This window comes from Abyssibacter profundi, assembly GCF_003151135.1.
Lineage (GTDB): Bacteria > Pseudomonadota > Gammaproteobacteria > Nevskiales > OUC007 > Abyssibacter > Abyssibacter profundi.
Map to the genome: position 1 here is coordinate 23,431 of NZ_QEQK01000001.1, position 16,632 is coordinate 40,062.

Genomic DNA, 16,632 nt, shown 5'->3' on the forward strand with positions numbered 1-16,632 from the left:
CCCGAGCCGGAAAACGGCTCGATTGTGTTGGCCGGTCGTTGGCAGCACCCGACGGCCACCGCCGCGGGGCCTTGTCGCGCCCCCGGACACGGACCCATTCTCTGCGAGGCCTCTTCCATGGCAGGACTGACTTATCGCGACGCCGGTGTCGATATCGATGCGGGCAACGCGCTGGTGGATGCAATCAAGCCGGCGGTTGCCGCCACCCAGCGACCCGGCGTGCTCGGCGGGCTGGGCGGATTTGGCGCCTTGTTCGAACTGCCCGTCGACCGCTACCGGCAGCCCGTGCTGGTGTCGGGCACCGATGGTGTCGGCACCAAGCTACGCCTGGCCATCGAGTTGGGCGATGTCTCGGGTGTGGGCATCGATCTGGTCGCCATGTGTGTGAACGACATTCTTGTCGGCGGGGCCGAACCGCTGTTTTTCCTCGACTACTACGCCACCGGCAAGCTGGATACGGAACAGGCCGCCACGGTCATTCGCGGCATCGCAAAAGGCTGCGAACAGGCCGGCTGTGCGCTGGTGGGTGGTGAAACGGCGGAAATGCCCGGCATGTACGCCGCAGGCGACTTTGATCTGGCCGGGTTTTGCGTCGGCGTGGTCGAGCGCGACGCGATTCTCGACGGCAGCCAGGTCCGCCCAGGCGACAGGATCATCGGCCTGGCCTCATCCGGTGTGCACTCGAACGGGTTCTCGCTGGTCCGCAAACTGATCGAAGTCAGTGCGGTGGACCTATCCGCGCCGCTACCGGGTGACGACCGCAGCCTGGGCGAGCGACTGCTGGCCCCGACCCAGATCTATGTCCGCTGCGTGCACGACATGCTCAAGCGGGCGCAGATTCACGGCATGGCGCATATCACCGGCGGTGGCCTGCTCGAGAACATCCCCCGCTCGCTGCCGAAAGGGTGTCAGGCCCGCATCGACACCAGCCGCTGGCCTCAAACGCCGCTGTTTCAGTGGCTGCAGCAAGCCGGCGACATTGCCGACGAAGAGATGCTGCGCACGTTCAACTGCGGGATTGGCATGGCGCTCATCGTGCCGGCGGACGCCGAAACCACCGTTCTGGCCGTGGCTCAGGAACAGGCCATCGAGGCCTGGACCATTGGCGAGATCACCGCAGGCGAACGCCAGGTGCTGATCACAGGATGACGGGACCCAATCCGGCACGACTGGTCGTATTGATCTCGGGCACCGGACGTAATCTGCAGGCACTCATCGACGCCCAGGCGCTGGGTCAGCTCGGGGCCGAAATCGTCCATGTCGTCTCCAACCGACCGGGCGTCCAGGGTCTGGATCGTGCAGCGGCCGCTGGCATTGCAACCACGGTGGTCGATCACAAGCACTTTGCCTCCCGGGATGACTTTGACGCCGCGTTGGCCGAAGTCATCGAGGCCAGTCGGCCCGATATCGTGGTCCTCGCCGGCTTCATGCGCATTCTGACGCCCGCCTTCATTCGTCGATTCGAGGGACGCCTGCTGAATATCCATCCCTCACTGCTGCCGAAGTATCGCGGCCTGCACACCCACCGCAGGGCGCTGGAAGCGGGCGACCCGTGGCATGGCGCCAGTATCCATTTCGTCACCGAGGAACTGGACGGCGGCCCGGTGGTCCTACAGGGCCGGATCAACGTCGGCTCAACCGACACGCCCGAGACCCTGGCTCGCCGTGTCATGGAAGAGATCGAACTGAACATCTACCCCTTGGCGGTACGCTGGATGGCCGATCGGCGCCTACAGTGGCGCGACGGCCAGGCCTGGATGGATGGGGATCCGCTCGACCAGCCGCTAAGCTGGCCACAAGACGCATGACAGGAAGGACTTGCGCCATGATTCGAGGATTGTTCATCGCTGCGGCCTTGGTGGCCACGCCACTGAATGCTCAGGAGCCCCAGCCAGCCCCGCAAGAAGCCGTGACATTGTCGCCCTTCGCGCCCTGGCAAGCGGCCTACAGCCTGACGCGGGGCCCGTTAACGCTGGGCTATGCCGAGTTCGAGCTGGCGCCTGCCGCCGAGGCGGGTTGCCACGTCTACCGGTACGACGCCAAGCCGGTGGGACTGGCGCGACTCTTCATCGGCCAGTTGCACGAAATCAGCGAATTCTGTGTTCGCGACGGCCAGATCCGCACCCAGCGCTTCGAGTTTCGACGCGATGATGAGCCGGAGGACAGTTTTGTCCTGCATTTCGACTGGGAGTCGCTCACCGTGCGCGGCCCCGGCGACAAGCAGCGACAAATCCCTGAAGACGCGATGGACCGCCTGGCGATCCAGCTGGCCGTGCGCGACATGCTGGTCAGTCATCCGGATGCCCTGCCCACGGAACCGCGCAATTTCACGATGATCGAGGACGACCGCATCAAGACCTACACCCTGCAGGTCAAAGGCCGGGAGTCCGTCGACACCCCAGCCGGGACACTCGACGCGATCCGTGTCGAGCGGGTGAAGGATGCCAACAAGACCACGATCTTCTGGGTGGCGCCGGAACTGGGTTACATCCCCGTCCGCGTTGAACAGCGAAAGAATGATTCGGAGGTCTTGTCCATCGCGCTGCGTACGCGACCCGCGCCTAGCCCGACAGGGGGAACACCCCGGCCGGACTGAACCGACTGCGCGGATGAACGATGACTTCGGTCACTGCGCGGCGCATTCCCCCCAATGACCTGATCGCAGCGTCGCGCTAGCGGCGACTGCGGTAGCTGACCTCACGCGGATCAATCTCTTCTCCGCAGGCCGAACACACCGTCTGCGGGGTGAAATCCTTGCCGCAGCGGTCATGCGTCAGCTGCAGTGGCGGCCCCTGTTCATCGGCCAGCCACTTATCCCCCCAGCGCATCAGTGCCAGCGTTACCCAGTACAGGTCGCGCCCGCGCTCCGTAAGCCGGTATTCGAAGCGGCGACCATCTTCGGGGTCACGCTGGCGTTCAAAGATGCCGTCGCGCGTCAGCCGTCGCAGCCTGTCCGCCAGGATGTTGGTCGCAATGCCCAACGTGTTCTGAAACGCATCAAAGCGACGAACTCCGAAAAAGGCCTCGCGCAAGACAAGAAAGGTCCAACCGTCGCCGACCAGGTCCAGCGTGCGAGCCACGGAATCCTTGCGGTGATCACGAGAACAAAATCGCATGGACCAAGCATGCATCAACTAACTTTCACTTGACAAGCAAAATTCTGCGGATATACCTTTCATTTCGAAAGCTTTTAGCGATGCGGGCATGCCGACCGCGTCGTATCAGACCCCATTTGCACGAGTGTCTTGTCATGCCGCGATCCCTCATCCTGCTCCTCGCCCTGACGGGCATCGCCGTGCTGCTCGCCGCGACCGGTTGCTGGCCGGGAGAGCGCCCGCGCACTGCCTCAGCGACGCAGCCACTGCCGGACCAGATTCCGTTTACGGCCGGCGGCCTGATCGCGGCCTCAGATGTCGACCAGTGGGCCACGGCCTACGGAGACCGCCAGCTTCGCCCGCTGCCCGGAGCGACCGACACGCTCAGCGTGCTGTCTCTCCCATCCCCGGTCGAAAACCCGCGTGTGGCGGCGGTGCCGGCCTCCAATTCGGTCGTCGGATGGCCGCAAACGGTCGACGTGTCACCCGATGGCCGCTACGCCTATGTCGCCGACACCCGGGGCGCACCACCCAAGCACTGGACCGCCGTCCCCAACAGCGTCTACGAAGACCTCCCCCAGGGCGGCACCTTGACGACCGTGAGCCTGACCCCGCAACCGCGCGTCGTGGATGTCCGCAAGGTGGGCCGCAACCTGGGTTCTGTTGCCGTTCGCCGGGATGGCCACTATCTCGCCATCGCCTCCGAGGAGCCCGGTGCAGAAATCGTGCTGGTGGCCGTGCACAACGGCGTACCAGATGCGCGGTATCCCTTTGCCGCCGCTGTGGACTTCGGCGATGTCGCCCGTCCGGGCATTCGGTCGCTGGCATGGCACCCCGACGGCCATGTCCTGGCGGCGAGTGTGTCGGACCGACAGGTCCAGTTCTGGGCCGTGGACTACGACCAACAGGGTCGACCGACCGGGATTCGCCCATTGGGCACACCGGTGCGTGTGGGCGAAACGCTGACCGTGGGCGCCTTTCACCCCGCAGGACAGTACTTTGTCATCGCGGACGTCGGCTGGGGGGACAATGCGTCAGCGAAAGACTTCCTGTTCAACGACGCAGGCCAGATCGTGGCGATCGCCTTCGACGCGCAGGGGCATCACCGCATCAGCGACCGTATTCAGGTCGGCCGTAGCCCCGAGGGCTGGGCAATGAGTCCGGATGGGTCGCGTCTGGTCGCGGTCAACATGAACCGGACCTATCTTCCCGACAGCATCCCGGCACGGTGGTTTCCCGGGCGTGACACCGCCTCGCTCTCGCTGATCGGCTTCGATGCCGAGCGCGGCCAGGGTCAGGTGCTCGACGAGGCACATTTCGAGGGCCTGCTGCCCGAGGATGCCGTCTTCGATGCGGACGGCGACGCCATCGCCGTGGCGATCTTCCACTTGCGAGGCGGTGACCAAGGCTTGGTCGAATTCTGGACCGTAACCGATGACCGATTGCAACGCAGCGGCTACCGGCTTCCGGTGGCGCGCGGTGCCCACGACTTGCTCCGCCTGCCATGACCCGACGGTCATGCGACCGGCACATCGACTATCCGGACCTGACCAGTCAGTCGCCGGGTTCCTGGCTACCCATCCTCAACAGCCCGGCCGTTCGCCGGCACCTCATCGAGCACCCCCGGTTCGACCGCAGCGCCGTTCGCCGGTGGCTACGTCACAAGCAAGGCATCGACGCGTTGCCTGGCTGCCGAGTTCGCGCCGTGCGGGTCGATGGTCATCTGGCCGGCTGGTGCGGCATCCAGCCGGATGGCGCCGACTACGAACTGGCCCTGGTGCTGGATGCCGCTTGGTGGGGCGTTGGCCGCCGTGTTTACCAGGCGCTGCTGACCTGGGCCATGACGTTCGGGCATGCCACGGTGCTTGTCCGCCTGCATCAAAGCCGCAGGCCCTCGACGTGGCTGTTGCAGTTGGCCTTGTCCGTCGAATCGCATGACCACATGGGCAGCCACTTCGTCACCTATCGAATTCCCGTTCCACGCGCCTTGGAAGACAGCACCGGCCGGTATCGATCAGGTTCGAGGATTCAGGCCGGGGGCGGATAGCCACCGGTGGTGGCCACCCAACGCTGTGCCCACTCCGACAAGGGCTGATAGATCTGCAGCAGCTCGCGCCCCAGATCAGTCAGCGCGTAACCAGCGGGCTGTCGCTCCACCAGTCCGGTCGCCACCAGATCCTTAGTGCGGCGCCCCGCGCTTCCCGCGGCGTGAGGCCAGCGCTGCGATCAGGTCTTCGGCAGCGTAACGCCGCGCTGACCCTGGTACTTGCCGCCGCGATCCATGTAGGAGACGTCGCAGATCTCGTCGGACTCGAAGAACAGCATCTGCGCCACGCCCTCGTTGGCGTAGATCTTCGCTGGCAACGGCGTGGTATTCGAGAATTCCAGCGTCACGTGACCTTCCCACTCGGGTTCTAGCGGCGTCACGTTGACGATGATCCCGCAGCGCGCATAGGTGCTCTTGCCCAGACACATGGTCAGGGTACTGCGCGGAATGCGGAAATACTCGATGGTCCGAGCCAGGGCAAACGAATTCGGCGGAATAATGCAGCAGTCGCCCTTGAAGTCGACAAAGCTTTTTTCGTCGAAGGCTTTGGGATCGACGATGGCGGTGTTGATATTGGTGAAGATTTTGAACTCGTCGGCACAGCGCACGTCGTAGCCATAACTGGACACGCCATAGGACACGATGCGCTGACCGTCGACCGCCCGAACCTGGGCGTCGGCGAACGGTTCGATCATTCCCTGCTCGGCGGCCATCCGTCGAATCCAGCGATCAGACTTGATACTCATCTGCTTGTGCCTGCTAATGCGTTGTTACGTGCGTTGGGTGCAACCAAGGCCTGCACGGGGCGGCCTAGTCGTCAACAATCTCGATTTCGGGAAACCGGCTGCCCTGCCCCTGCACGCGGCCGGCCAGGGCCGCAGCGGCGCGGCGGGCCATCGCATGATACGCCTGGGCATTCTCGGACGCCGGGTCGGCCGCGACGGTCGGTGTGCCGCCGTCCGCCGCTAACTGAATCGCCGCATCCAATGGCAGCTGGCCCAGTTCGGGCACGCCGGTGGCCTCAGCCAGGCGCCGTCCGCCGCCCTGACCGAAGATATGACTGACCTCACCGCAGTTGTTGCAGCGGTGGTAGGCCATGTTCTCCACCACGCCCAATACCGGCACATGCACCTTGCGGAACATCTCCAGGCCCTTCCGCGCATCGAGCAGCGCAATATCCTGTGGTGTGGTGACGATGACCGCACCGCTCACCGGGATGCGCTGGACCAGCGATAGCTGGGTATCGCCCGTGCCGGGCGGCAAGTCGATCACCAGGTAGTCCAGCTCGGGCCAGCGCGTCTCCGTGAGCAGTTGCTGTAGCGCCTGCGTCACCATCGGTCCGCGCCAAATCGTCGGCTCCGTGGCATCGATGAGATAACCGATGGACATGGTCGCCAGACCATGCGCCGGCACCGGCAGCATCGATTTGCCGTCAGGTGACTGCGGCCGGGCACTCGTGCCCATCATCCGTGGCTGGCTGGGCCCGTAGATATCCGCATCCAGCAAACCGACGCGGGCTCCGTCCTGCTGCAAGGCCAGCGCCAGATTGGCCGACACCGTGGACTTGCCCACGCCGCCTTTGCCGGAGGCCACGGCCAGAATATTCCGGATATTCGGTAGAGGACGCAGATTCTGCTGAACGGCGTGCACGCCGATTTCGATGTCCAGCGACACCGCGACCGGATGCCCGGTGGCCTGGGCGCAACGGGCTCGTAATCGCTCGAGCAGGCCAGCCTGCTCGTCGCCCAGATAAAAGCCCAGGACCAGTTCGACGCGTCGGTCCTCGAGCTTACGGATGGCACCGGCGGAGACCCAGTCGGTGTCCAGATAGGGAATCAGTTCATCCGCAAGTGCGGCGCGCAATGCATCAGTCGAAGTGGAAATCGTGCGTGCTCCAGCCAGCGCCCCGAGGTGGGGACAGGGGCGCGCGAGTGTATCACCGCGACCGCCGATGCTGGCCCGCATCGCGATGATTCCCGCACACGGTCAGGTAGACTCCTGCGCATGCCAAGGATGGTCACCCGAACAAACAATCAGCGCATCACCCCACCTGATCCGAGCCATCACCGGACATGATTCGCTTTCGCCCGCGATCGATGCTGACGCTGGTCGCCACCGGTTACCTGCTGGTGGCGATGCCACTGATGATCTCCATTCCCGTCGCCTATCGATCGGTGGGCGAACTCACCCGGCAATCCCAACGCCTGGTCGCCGACACGGCCTCGCTGGTCGACCTGGGCGCGGCCCTGGGGGACCAGATCAGTTCATTGGATCGAGCGGCACGCCAGTACGCCATCCTGCAAGATCCCGAGGGCTTGACCGTGGTGGAGAATCGGGTCGACACGGTCGAAACCACCCTGGATGCGCTAGGCCTGTTCCCGGATGCGGTTCCGATGACGCCCTTGCTGGCCATCCGCCAGACCGTGTTGTCGTTGCCCCAGCGCCTGGAAGGCGGCTTGCCGGACGCCAAACCGGCGCTGGCCGACATCGGCAACCTGGACCTGCACCGTCGCGAAGTGATTCAGGAGATCAACACCTACGTCGACCAGGAGGTCCGGGCGGTCAACCAGCAGGCAGACCGGGCGCGCCGGCAGCTGGCGTTGCCGACGGTGGCACTCATCCCTGCGTCCATCGCGCTGGCCATCATTTTCACGTACTTAACGGTTCGGCCGATCCGCCAGTTTTCGCTGGCCATCCGCCGCATGGGCCGGGGGCGCCTGGATCAGCCGGTCGAAGTCGAAGGCCCGGCAGAACTGGTGGAACTCGGCCATCAGCTCGACTGGATGCGTCAGCAACTGCTGGCGATGGAGCAGGAGAAAGACCGCTTTCTCCAGCATATGTCCCACGAACTGAAGACGCCGCTGGCCAGCTTTGTCGAGGGATTGGCGCTGTTGCGAGAGGGGGTCACGGGTGAGCCGACGCCCCAGCAGCGCGAAGTGCTGGACATTCTCTCGGTCAGCGCAGACCAGCTCAAACGCCTGATCGAAAACCTGCTCAAATTCCATGCCTGGGCGGACGCGACCCAAACACCCGAGATGGAGCCCATCCGGCTACGCGGCCTGGTCGACAAGGTGTTGATGGGGCACCGCCTGTCCGCACGTGCCAGCCAGCTCAAGGTGCTGAACGAAACCCGCGACATCACAATTATCGGGCATGTGGACAGCCTTCAACTCGCGATCAGCAATCTGGTCTCCAACGCCATCAAGTATTCGCCAGAGGCCGGCGAGATCATCGTCCGTGGAGACGACAGCGAAGACGCCTGGTGGCTGTCGGTCGAAGACGCGGGGCCTGGGGTCGCCGTGGCCGAGCGCGACTCGATTTTCGAGCCCTTTGTCCAGGGCTCCGGCAGTGGCCATGGTCCCTTGGCTGGCAGTGGCATCGGGCTGGCGGTGGTCGCAACCTGCATGCGTAGGCATGGGGGAATTGTCCACGTAGACTCCAGCCCCAATGGCGGGGCCTTGTTCACCCTGCAGGCACCAAAAACACTATGAACGCCGCACGTACTCTCGTCATGCCCTTGATGGGCCTGGTCCTGGCCGGGTGCCAGTTGCTGCCCGCGGGACCCGCAGGTGTAACACCGGAAACGGCAGCCGCGGATCCGGCGCCCACGGTCTGCCCTGGCCTCCCGGCCTTCGCGGCCACGGTCGCTGACTACACAGCGCTGGAGTTGCAGACAGCCACCGAAGGCCTGAGCCAATCCGACATGGGCGCCGCGGGGGCCTGCGACCAGGCTCGGCTCGCCTTGCTACAGGCACGCCCCGGCCATGGCGGCTTTGCCCCTGAAGCAGCTGAGCAGCAGTTTGCACAGCTGTTGGATGGCCCGACCGAACTGGATCGCTGGACGCGCCGTTTCCTGATTTCCAGCCGCGACACACTCGCCGCCTGGATGGAACAACACCGCGCGCTGAAAGAGCGTCTGCTGGTGCTGGAGCAAACCGTCGACACCCGTGAACGAACCATCCGCGAAATGCAGGATCAAATCGACGCGCTCACATCCATCGAGCGCTCAACCGACCGAGGATTCGACTAGATGACTGACGCATCCATTCTGCTCGTCGATGACGACGACGGCCTGCGTCGCCTGTTGTCCATGCGCCTGGGCGCGGCGGGCTTCGATGTTCAAGAGGCCGAAAGTGCCGAGGCCGCGCTGGCCAGCGTACGCCGCGAACGCCCGGCCATCGTGGTCACCGACCTCAAGATGGACGGGATGGACGGCATGGGTTTGCTGGAGAATCTGCGCGAGCACTACCCGGGGCTACCGGTCATTTTGCTCACGGCGCACGGCACCATCCCCGACGCGGTCGAGGCCACACAATCCGGCGCCTACGACTTTCTGACCAAGCCCGTGGACCACGCCGAGCTAATCGATCGGGTCCGCAGTGCCGTGGCCCAATCCACAGGGGATGGAGACCAGGACTGGGCCGAAGACATCATCACCGCCAGCCCGGTCATGACCCAGGTGCTGGATGATGCCCGGCGTGTCGCCGCCACCGATTCCAGCGTGCTCATCCAAGGCGCCAGCGGGACCGGGAAAGAAGTCCTGGCCCAAGCCATCCACAACGCCAGCTCGCGTTGCAAGAAGCCCTTTATCGCCATCAACTGCGGCGCGATTCCGGCCGACCTGCTGGAATCCGAGTTGTTCGGTCACACCAAGGGGTCGTTCACCGGCGCCACCCGTGATCACACCGGGCTGTTCCAGTCCGCTGAGGGCGGCACCGTGTTTCTGGACGAAATCGGCGACATGCCCATGGAGCTGCAGGTCAAGCTGCTGCGCGTGCTCCAGGAACGGCAGATTCGCCCGGTCGGCAGCGCGCGATCCATCGATGTGGATGTCCGCGTACTGTCGGCCACACATCAGGACCTCAACCAGGCGATCGCCGATGGCCGGTTCAGGGAGGACCTGCTGTACAGACTCAATGTCGTCACGCTGCACCTGCCACCACTGGACGAGCGGCGCGAAGACATTCCTCTACTGGCGGACCACCTGCTGGTCAAACTGACACGCAATACCCGCCGCAAGGTGCTTGCACCGGAGGCACTGGAGTGGCTGGTCGGGGCCGACTGGCCCGGCAACATCCGCCAGCTCTCCAACGTGCTGGAGCGTTGCGTTGCGCTGGCGCCCGGGCGTGTCATCGATGCCGAGCTCGTTCGCCGGGCGCTGGGGCAGGCAGCCCATCGCATCACACCGCTGGCCGAAGCCCGGGACGAATTCGTGCGTGACTATCTGGTCAAGTTGCTCAAGATCGCCGGTGGCAACGTCTCCCAGGCTGCACGCATGGCTGAGCGTAATCGCACCGAGTTCTACAAATTGCTGGCCCGACACGACGTCGATCCGGGCGACTTCAAGGAATGATCGCTGCGGCGTGGCTGCTCGGCGCAGCGGCCGTGGGGTTTCCGCCCAGCATCGGGCAGCCAGTGGAGCGCATCGTCACCGCCGAGGACACCATTATCGACATGGCTCGGCGGTACCGCGTCGGGTTTACCGAGATCCGCCAGGCCAATCCGGGCATCGACCCCTGGCTGCCCGGCGAAGGTCGGACCGTTATCCTGCCGGCCCAGCATCTGCTCCCCCGTTGGCTGGAGCCCGACCCGGACGCGGGCGAGACCCGGATTCTGATCAACGTCGCCGAGATGCGCCTGTATGTCCTGTTCGCGGACCCGGCAACCCCGGAGCGTGGCCGGGTCGTCAGCTTCCCGATTAGCGTCGGCCGACAGGACTGGCGCACCCCGCTGGGAACGACACAGATCACCCAGCGCATCAAGGATCCGACCTGGACCCCGCCGCAGTCCATCCGCGAAGAGGCGCAGGCGCGCGGAGAAACCCTGCCCGATGTCGTACCGGCGGGACCGGATAACCCGCTGGGCCAGCATGCCCTGCGACTGGCATTGCCGGGTTATCTCATCCACGGCACCAACCGACCCGCCGGCATCGGCATGCAGGTCACACATGGTTGTATCCGCATGTACCCGGCCGACATTGCCTGGTTGTACGACAACGTCACCGTCGACACCCGCGTGGACCTGGTCAATCAGCCATTCAAGTTCCGCTGGATCGGCGAGACCTTATGGCTGGAAGCGCACGCAGCCTGGGTGCCCGGCGCACCGGACCAGCAGTCGCTGGAACCACTGGACGCCGCACTGGCGGTGGCGCTGGAGGAGCGGCCGGGCGCCGTGGTCGACCTGGACCGGGTTCGCGAGATCGCCGCCTCGGCCGTGGGCATGCCGGAAATCGTTCCGCTGCTGGCCCACCCTGAACAGCTGGCACCCGCGCCGCACGCACCCACCACTCACACAGAGTCAGCGGACGACCCCGCATAAGAAAGGCGGCCCGAAGGCCGCCTTGATTCGTCCAGGCATCCAAAACCTGCGAGTGCTAAAACTCGCCGGCTTGCGGGGAGGGGGGGAGTGGCATATGGACACGAGGACGAAACACGGTTAGACCCTTCAGGACCGAGACCCGTCGAAAGGACGGCTGGCCGACCAAGGGTCGGATGATTGTTCACCTAGCAGCAGGCGAAGCGCGCTAATGGCGCCACGCCCAACCAGCCAGATGACGAGCGCCGCAAGCAATAAGTCGGTCCAGATGCGGGCACCCAACACCTCGACACGAGGCAGTAGGCCATCGAAGGGGCGAGCCAGCGGCTCTGCGGCCAGCGTCACCCATTCCAACAGGCCGCCGACCTCATCCGGATGCAGCGCGTGGATGACCACGGATGTGAGCAACAGCGCGCAACTCACCCAGACGAACACCTGAACCAAGGCCTCTAGCGAACGCCGAAGATGCTCCCGGCGCGCTGCACGAATCGCCGCACGGAGCTGCTGGCGCTGCGCTGGCGAGTGCCGCGTCGCACCGCGGCGCCATGCGTGCTCAGCCGCTCGGCCTGCGCCCTCGCGCAACTCGGCGTCTGCTGCCTGGGCCATGGATTGCTTGCGAACAGCCATCAATCAGAACTCGAAGCGAGCCCCGGCCGACACGGTGTCCGCATCGTCGGCAAATTCCATGGCTGCCTGTAGTTTTACGGCGGGTGTCAGGCCGTATCGTCCGGCCACACGTAGTGCCGTATCGCCGTCATCGTAGAGATCGACATAGCGCAGCCCTGGCGAGAGTTCCAGGCGAGTGTCGGGGACCAGCCAGCGCAGATCTGCACGCAGCCCAATCCCGGTGTCATCGCTGTTGCCGATTTCCACCGATTCGAACGAAGCACCTGCGACCAGATCCAGTCCCGGTTGCAGATTGTGATTCAACGCAAGCCCAGCGGTGAGCCGTTCCAACTCGTCCTGATCCGAAATCTGACCGAACAGGTGCAAATCCGGACTCACTGCGGCGGCCCCGCCAATACCGAAACCGTCATAGTCCTCACCGAAATCGGGGTCGGTGTTCAGATACAGCGCATCGATATACGTGTAGTTATGTGCCATTGCGGTGGCCGAGCAGCCGAGTGCCGCGATACCGGCCAGTTTGGCGAATCCCTTAGTTGTCATTCGTCGCTTCCTTGTCTCGTGAGCTTTGTGCCGAAAACCCCCGGCCGAGCCGTGCCGGCCGGGGCAACCATCGGTCTTATTTCTGCATGGACTTTTCGAACATGCGGTTCATGCGCTCGGTGTTGGCCTTACAGCACTGTTCGGCTGCGTTGGCCGCCTCTTCTGCACGTGTGGCCCGAGCGTTGGCTTCAGATGCCGTCGATTGCGCGGCCGTGGCCTTGCGCTCAGCGGCATTGGCCGATTGCTGTGCCGCGGCCGCGTCCTGCGCCGCTTGCTCAGCCATGGCACGCACCTCTTCCAAATCACCCGTCGTCACGCACCCCGAGGCACCAATGGCCAGCAGGCAGGCCGCCCCGAACATGGCGAACTTTTTCATCGTTGTTCCCTTCACTGTCTTACTCCTGATTGAAATGCTTGGCCGCGATACGTCGCCGGTCCACACCGACGCGCATGGCGACGGTTGTTAGATGTGGACCAGTTGATCGCCGGACACGCGAACGTCGTCGCCCACGCTGAAGCCGGTCGCAGATGCGAGATTCACGGTCTGTGTTCCACCGCTTTCCATGTCGATGGTCACTTTGTAGATCGTGCTGCCGTTGCGGTTTTTCTCGACTTCGTTGCCGGCTACAGCCCCGCCGACGGCACCGGCAGCCGTTGCGGCGTCGTTACCTGAACCGCTACCGAACTGATGACCAACCACGCCACCGATGATGGCGCCGGCCACCGCTCCAGCGCCGGAGGCTTCGCCTTCGACCTCGACGGGCGTGATGGCGGTGATCGTCCCGCAGCGTTCACAGGCTTGCGCCGCGGCCACCTGGGTCGTCGCATCGTCTGCCTCGGCTGAATCGGTTCCCACCACATCGCCACAGGCCTGGAGGCTGGCCGCGCAGGCGGCAACGGCCCCTGCTGCAATCCAACGATTCAAAGCTGTCCCGTTCTTTGACTGATTCATGGTTTTCCCTTGCTTTCGATGAACTGAGTGCGTCGCGGAACCCGCGTCAGGCAGGTGCAATCGCGCCGCATGCCAGTTCTTTTGCCAGGGTCATGCCATCTGATTTTTGTTCTTAATAAACAGCAACTTGCGCTGCACTAAGCCAGCACGCCCGCCAAAGAAGCCTCGCCAAGACCCATATTCCGTCGCTCGCTGACGACAAACGGATTTTCCTTGCCTATTTTTTACATATAAAACAAAAGCTTACGATGTATCGGATCAGCGACAACATCAGACTGACGTCAGCATCGACATGCAGCGGCCGGGGTTCAACTCAGGCATGCACGCTCCGCGCTTCCCCCGCAGAGGCGCAGAGGGGCTGTGGCATAATCCGCCGCCCTTTGATCCGGAGATTTCTGGGCCATGTCCCGCACTCTGTTCGTCACCAGCGCACTGCCCTACGCCAATGGACCGATTCATCTCGGCCACATGGTGGAACACGTCCAAAGTGATACCTGGGTGCGCTATCAGCGAATGGCGGGGCACCGCGTCATTTATTGCTGCGCGGACGACGCCCATGGCTCGGGGATCATGCTTAAGGCAGAGGCCGAGGGCATCACACCGGAAGAGCTGATCGGTCGATTCAAGAACGAACACCTGCGTGATTTCGTCGACTTCGGCGTGGAGTACGACAACTACCACTCCACCCATTCCGACGAGAATGCGGAACTGGCGGCGCTGATCTTCAACCGGCTTCAGGACGCCGGGCTTATTGATGCACGTGACGTGGAGCAGGCCTATGACGCCAAGCGCGGCATGTTCCTGCCCGATCGCTTCATCAAGGGAACCTGCCCCAGCTGCAAGACGCCAGATCAGTACGGGGACAACTGCGAGGCCTGTGGTGCAACCTACCGGCCGACGGATCTGATTGACCCGGTGTCGGTGGTCTCCGGCGAGACCCCAGTACAGAAATCCTCGGAGCACTTCTTTTTCCGGCTGCCGACCATGGAGACCTATCTGCGCGAGTTCCTGGACTCCGGCGTGGTGCAGGATTCCGTGGCACCCAAACTGGCTGAGTGGTTCAAGGCCGGGCTGAAAGACTGGGATATCTCCCGAGACGCACCCTACTTCGGCTTCGAGATTCCAGGCGCGCCAGGCAAGTATTTCTATGTCTGGGTGGACGCCCCGGTGGGGTATATGGCCAGTCTGAAGCACCTGGCCGCGCGCGATCCGGAGATTGACTTTGACGCCATCTGGTCCAAGGACTCAGAGGCCGAGGTCTATCATTTCATCGGCAAGGACATTATCTACTTTCATGCCCTGTTCTGGCCGGCCATGCTGGAGGCCGCCGGCTTTCGCTCGCCAACCGGCGTGTTCGCGCACGGCATGATCACCCTGAACGGGGAGAAGATGTCCAAGTCGCGCGGCACGTTCATCACGGCCCGCACCTGGCTGGACCACCTGCCCGCCGAACCGTTGCGCTATTTCTACGCCTCGCGGATTACCGGCTCCATTGAAGACATGGACCTGGGCCTGCAGGACTTCATGCAGATCGTCAATGCCGACCTGGTGGGCAAGTACGTCAACATTGCGAGCCGGACGGCGAATTTCATCACCAAGCGTTTCGGCGGGGTGCTGGGCGATGCGGTCGACCAGGCCGTGCTGGAGCGGGTAACGGCCGTCGCAGACGACATTGCAGCGGCCTACGACGCACGCAATTTCGCCAAGGCCACGCGGTTGGCCATGGCGGCGGCCGATGCGGTCAACGCCTATATCGCCGAGCAGCAGCCCTGGGTCATCGCCAAAGACCCAGAACGCGGCGCCGATCTGCAGCGGGTGTGCACCACGGCATTGACGGCATTCCGTGATCTCACGGTTTACCTCAAGCCCGTACTGCCGACAATGGCAGCCAAGGTCGAGGCTTTTCTTAATCTATCGCCCCTGCAGTGGTCGGCCTTGGGTCAGCCGCTGCACGGCCAGTCCATCAATAAGTTCAAGCCCCTGATGACACGCATCGAGGAAAAACAGGTCACCGCCATGCAAGACGCCGCCAAGGAGATGGCAGCCGCCGCGAAAACACCCGCCAAAGCCGCCCCGACGCAGGACGACGTGATCGGCATCGACGACTTCATGAAGGTGGATCTGCGCGTGGCACGCGTGGCCGACGTGCAACCGGTCGAGGGCGCCGACAAGCTGCTGCAATTGACGCTGGATGTCGGGGAACTGGGCACCCGCAATGTCTTTGCCGGTATCAAGTCGGCCTACGAGCCAGAGCAGCTCAAGGACAAGCTGGTCGTGGTGGTCGCCAACCTGGCACCACGCAAGATGCGTTTCGGCGTGTCCGAAGGCATGGTCATCGCAGCGGGCAATGATCAGGGCATTTACGTGATCAGCCCTGATTCAGGTGCGACACCCGGCTCCCGGGTGAAGTAGCCTCGTGGAAGGCTGGCCCGAAGGGCCGGCACTCCAGGCCGCGTACCGCATTAAGAGTCCAGCGCCCCATGCATGACTATCTGCTCATCCTGGTTGGCACCGTATTGGTCAACAACTTCGTGTTGGTCCAGTTCCTTGGCCTGTGCCCGTTCATGGGCGTGTCCAACAAGTTGTCGGCCTCGATCGGCATGGCCGGCGCCACCACGTTTGTGCTGACGCTCTCGGCCATTAGCGCGTACCTGGTCGAAACCTACCTGCTCGATCCGCTGGGACTGGGCTATCTGCGCACCATTAGTTTCATTCTGGTCATCGCGGCGGTCGTGCAGTTCACCGAGATGGTCGTGCGCAAGTCCAGCCCCCTGCTGTACGAAGTCCTGGGCATTTACCTGCCGCTCATCACCACCAACTGTGCGGTGCTCGGCGTGGCACTGCTGAATGTTCGGCAAGCCAACGGGTTCATCGAATCGGCACTGTATGGATTTGGCGCAGCGGCCGGATTCTCCGTGGTCATGATTCTGTTCTCCTCAATCCGCGAACGACTGGCCGTGGCAGATGTCCCCGAGGCCTTCAAGGGCGCCCCCATTGGCCTGGTCACCGCCGGCATCATGTCGCTGGCGTTCATGGGTTTCACGGGGCTGGTGTAG

19 protein-coding genes are annotated in these 16,632 nt (G+C 63.7%); 11 read left to right on the forward strand and 8 right to left on the reverse strand.

The annotated features are described in order from the left end of the window. Nucleotides 1–117: 117 nt before the first annotated feature. From purM to DEH80_RS00145, 3 genes are read left to right on the forward strand one after another with little or no spacing between them, the layout of a single operon-like run. On the forward strand, nt 118–1,149 hold the full coding sequence (gene purM / locus DEH80_RS00135; protein WP_109718443.1) for a phosphoribosylformylglycinamidine cyclo-ligase: 1,032 nt from the start codon (nt 118–120) through the stop codon (nt 1,147–1,149). Next, nucleotides 1,146–1,808 (forward strand): phosphoribosylglycinamide formyltransferase, encoded by a 663-nt coding sequence (gene purN, locus DEH80_RS00140; RefSeq protein ID WP_109718444.1) that lies wholly within the window; start codon nt 1,146–1,148, stop codon nt 1,806–1,808. Before purM ends, purN begins: the two co-directional genes overlap by 4 nt. A 17-nt stretch (nt 1,809–1,825) precedes the next feature. Then, nucleotides 1,826–2,596, forward strand: coding sequence for a DUF3108 domain-containing protein (locus DEH80_RS00145; RefSeq protein WP_165831189.1), 771 nt, complete (start codon nt 1,826–1,828; stop codon nt 2,594–2,596). 76 nt (nt 2,597–2,672) lie between these two features. Here the strand turns inward: DEH80_RS00145 and DEH80_RS00150 are convergent, their stop codons facing one another. Continuing rightward, nucleotides 2,673–3,116: a winged helix-turn-helix transcriptional regulator gene (locus DEH80_RS00150; RefSeq protein ID WP_109718446.1), complete on the reverse strand. Its 444-nt coding sequence runs from the start codon at nt 3,114–3,116 to the stop codon at nt 2,673–2,675. A 134-nt stretch (nt 3,117–3,250) separates the two neighbouring features. Here DEH80_RS00150 and DEH80_RS00155 point away from each other — a divergent pair, with 134 nt between their 5' ends. Next, entirely contained in the window at nt 3,251–4,603 is a 1,353-nt protein-coding gene (locus DEH80_RS00155) for a hypothetical protein (RefSeq protein WP_109718447.1), read from the forward strand. After that, nucleotides 4,600–5,142 carry a GNAT family N-acetyltransferase gene (locus DEH80_RS00160; protein ID WP_109718448.1) on the forward strand — a complete coding sequence of 181 codons (543 nt, stop codon included), beginning with the start codon at nt 4,600–4,602 and terminating at the stop codon, nt 5,140–5,142. The genes DEH80_RS00155 and DEH80_RS00160 overlap by 4 nt, the downstream gene beginning before the upstream one ends. On the opposite strand, the gene DEH80_RS17255 is transcribed toward DEH80_RS00160, so the two are convergent. From DEH80_RS17255 to apbC, 3 genes are all read right to left on the reverse strand, one after another. Next, complete coding sequence (locus DEH80_RS17255; protein WP_165831190.1) at nt 5,124–5,267, reverse strand: hypothetical protein; 144 nt, start codon at nt 5,265–5,267, stop codon at nt 5,124–5,126. The two genes, DEH80_RS00160 and DEH80_RS17255, sit on opposite strands and share 19 nt — an antisense overlap. Nucleotides 5,268–5,321: 54 nt before the next feature. After that, nucleotides 5,322–5,888, reverse strand: a complete 567-nt coding sequence (gene dcd / locus DEH80_RS00165; RefSeq protein WP_109718449.1) for a dCTP deaminase — start codon at nt 5,886–5,888, stop codon at nt 5,322–5,324. 64 nt (nt 5,889–5,952) lie between these two features. Further along, on the reverse strand, nt 5,953–7,107 hold the full coding sequence (gene apbC / locus DEH80_RS00170) for an iron-sulfur cluster carrier protein ApbC (RefSeq protein ID WP_109718450.1): 1,155 nt from the start codon (nt 7,105–7,107) through the stop codon (nt 5,953–5,955). Between the two features lie 107 nt (nt 7,108–7,214). Between apbC and DEH80_RS00175 the strand changes: the two genes are divergently transcribed. The 4 genes from DEH80_RS00175 to DEH80_RS00190 are packed head-to-tail and all read left to right on the forward strand — an operon-like array spanning nt 7,215 to nt 11,460. After that, the gene (locus DEH80_RS00175; RefSeq protein WP_109718451.1) at nt 7,215–8,633 is read left to right on the forward strand and encodes a HAMP domain-containing sensor histidine kinase; all 1,419 of its coding nucleotides are present in this window, start codon (nt 7,215–7,217) and stop codon (nt 8,631–8,633) included. After that, on the forward strand, nt 8,630–9,172 hold the full coding sequence (locus DEH80_RS00180) for a hypothetical protein (protein ID WP_133249058.1): 543 nt from the start codon (nt 8,630–8,632) through the stop codon (nt 9,170–9,172). Before DEH80_RS00175 ends, DEH80_RS00180 begins: the two co-directional genes overlap by 4 nt. Then, nucleotides 9,173–10,495, forward strand: coding sequence for a sigma 54-interacting transcriptional regulator (locus DEH80_RS00185; RefSeq protein WP_109718453.1), 1,323 nt, complete (start codon nt 9,173–9,175; stop codon nt 10,493–10,495). It begins immediately after the preceding gene. Beyond that, on the forward strand, nt 10,492–11,460 hold the full coding sequence (locus DEH80_RS00190; RefSeq protein WP_109718454.1) for a L,D-transpeptidase family protein: 969 nt from the start codon (nt 10,492–10,494) through the stop codon (nt 11,458–11,460). Before DEH80_RS00185 ends, DEH80_RS00190 begins: the two co-directional genes overlap by 4 nt. 126 nt (nt 11,461–11,586) lie before the next feature. Here DEH80_RS00190 and DEH80_RS00195 read toward each other — a convergent pair whose 3' ends face one another. The 4 genes from DEH80_RS00195 to DEH80_RS00210 all read right to left on the reverse strand — a co-directional run bounded on the left by DEH80_RS00195 (nt 11,587) and on the right by DEH80_RS00210 (nt 13,576). Then, nucleotides 11,587–12,084, reverse strand: a complete 498-nt coding sequence (locus DEH80_RS00195; protein WP_109718455.1) for a hypothetical protein — start codon at nt 12,082–12,084, stop codon at nt 11,587–11,589. Nucleotides 12,085–12,087: 3 nt separating this feature from the next. After that, the gene (locus tag DEH80_RS00200; protein ID WP_109718456.1) at nt 12,088–12,624 is read right to left on the reverse strand and encodes a hypothetical protein; all 537 of its coding nucleotides are present in this window, start codon (nt 12,622–12,624) and stop codon (nt 12,088–12,090) included. A 76-nt stretch (nt 12,625–12,700) separates the two neighbouring features. Continuing rightward, the gene (locus tag DEH80_RS00205; protein ID WP_207774348.1) at nt 12,701–13,015 is read right to left on the reverse strand and encodes an Lpp/OprI family alanine-zipper lipoprotein; all 315 of its coding nucleotides are present in this window, start codon (nt 13,013–13,015) and stop codon (nt 12,701–12,703) included. A gap of 72 nt (nt 13,016–13,087) precedes the next feature. Beyond that, complete coding sequence (locus DEH80_RS00210; protein WP_109718457.1) at nt 13,088–13,576, reverse strand: glycine zipper 2TM domain-containing protein; 489 nt, start codon at nt 13,574–13,576, stop codon at nt 13,088–13,090. A 402-nt stretch (nt 13,577–13,978) separates the two neighbouring features. Here DEH80_RS00210 and metG point away from each other — a divergent pair, with 402 nt between their 5' ends. Both metG and rsxA read left to right on the forward strand, forming a co-directional pair. Next, a complete protein-coding gene (gene metG / locus DEH80_RS00215; protein ID WP_109718458.1) occupies nt 13,979–15,988 on the forward strand; it encodes a methionine--tRNA ligase in 2,010 nt (669 codons plus the stop codon). A gap of 68 nt (nt 15,989–16,056) precedes the next feature. Beyond that, on the forward strand, nt 16,057–16,632 hold the full coding sequence (rsxA, locus tag DEH80_RS00220; protein WP_109718459.1) for an electron transport complex subunit RsxA: 576 nt from the start codon (nt 16,057–16,059) through the stop codon (nt 16,630–16,632).

Excerpts from the sequence above, each read along its gene's own strand:
- purM (WP_109718443.1), top strand. The coding sequence starts at position 118 with ATGGCAGGACTGACTTATCGCGACGCCGGTGTCGATATCGATGCGGGC.
- purN (WP_109718444.1), top strand. The coding sequence starts at position 1,146 with ATGACGGGACCCAATCCGGCACGACTGGTCGTATTGATCTCGGGCACC.
- DEH80_RS00145 (WP_165831189.1), top strand. The coding sequence starts at position 1,826 with ATGATTCGAGGATTGTTCATCGCTGCGGCCTTGGTGGCCACGCCACTG.
- DEH80_RS00150 (WP_109718446.1), bottom strand. The coding sequence starts at position 3,116 with ATGCGATTTTGTTCTCGTGATCACCGCAAGGATTCCGTGGCTCGCACG.
- DEH80_RS00155 (WP_109718447.1), top strand. The coding sequence starts at position 3,251 with ATGCCGCGATCCCTCATCCTGCTCCTCGCCCTGACGGGCATCGCCGTG.
- DEH80_RS00160 (WP_109718448.1), top strand. The coding sequence starts at position 4,600 with ATGACCCGACGGTCATGCGACCGGCACATCGACTATCCGGACCTGACC.
- dcd (WP_109718449.1), bottom strand. The coding sequence starts at position 5,888 with ATGAGTATCAAGTCTGATCGCTGGATTCGACGGATGGCCGCCGAGCAG.
- apbC (WP_109718450.1), bottom strand. The coding sequence starts at position 7,107 with ATGCGGGCCAGCATCGGCGGTCGCGGTGATACACTCGCGCGCCCCTGT.
- DEH80_RS00175 (WP_109718451.1), top strand. The coding sequence starts at position 7,215 with ATGATTCGCTTTCGCCCGCGATCGATGCTGACGCTGGTCGCCACCGGT.
- DEH80_RS00180 (WP_133249058.1), top strand. The coding sequence starts at position 8,630 with ATGAACGCCGCACGTACTCTCGTCATGCCCTTGATGGGCCTGGTCCTG.
- DEH80_RS00185 (WP_109718453.1), top strand. The coding sequence starts at position 9,173 with ATGACTGACGCATCCATTCTGCTCGTCGATGACGACGACGGCCTGCGT.
- DEH80_RS00190 (WP_109718454.1), top strand. The coding sequence starts at position 10,492 with ATGATCGCTGCGGCGTGGCTGCTCGGCGCAGCGGCCGTGGGGTTTCCG.
- DEH80_RS00195 (WP_109718455.1), bottom strand. The coding sequence starts at position 12,084 with ATGGCTGTTCGCAAGCAATCCATGGCCCAGGCAGCAGACGCCGAGTTG.
- DEH80_RS00200 (WP_109718456.1), bottom strand. The coding sequence starts at position 12,624 with ATGACAACTAAGGGATTCGCCAAACTGGCCGGTATCGCGGCACTCGGC.
- DEH80_RS00210 (WP_109718457.1), bottom strand. The coding sequence starts at position 13,576 with ATGAATCAGTCAAAGAACGGGACAGCTTTGAATCGTTGGATTGCAGCA.
- metG (WP_109718458.1), top strand. The coding sequence starts at position 13,979 with ATGTCCCGCACTCTGTTCGTCACCAGCGCACTGCCCTACGCCAATGGA.
- rsxA (WP_109718459.1), top strand. The coding sequence starts at position 16,057 with ATGCATGACTATCTGCTCATCCTGGTTGGCACCGTATTGGTCAACAAC.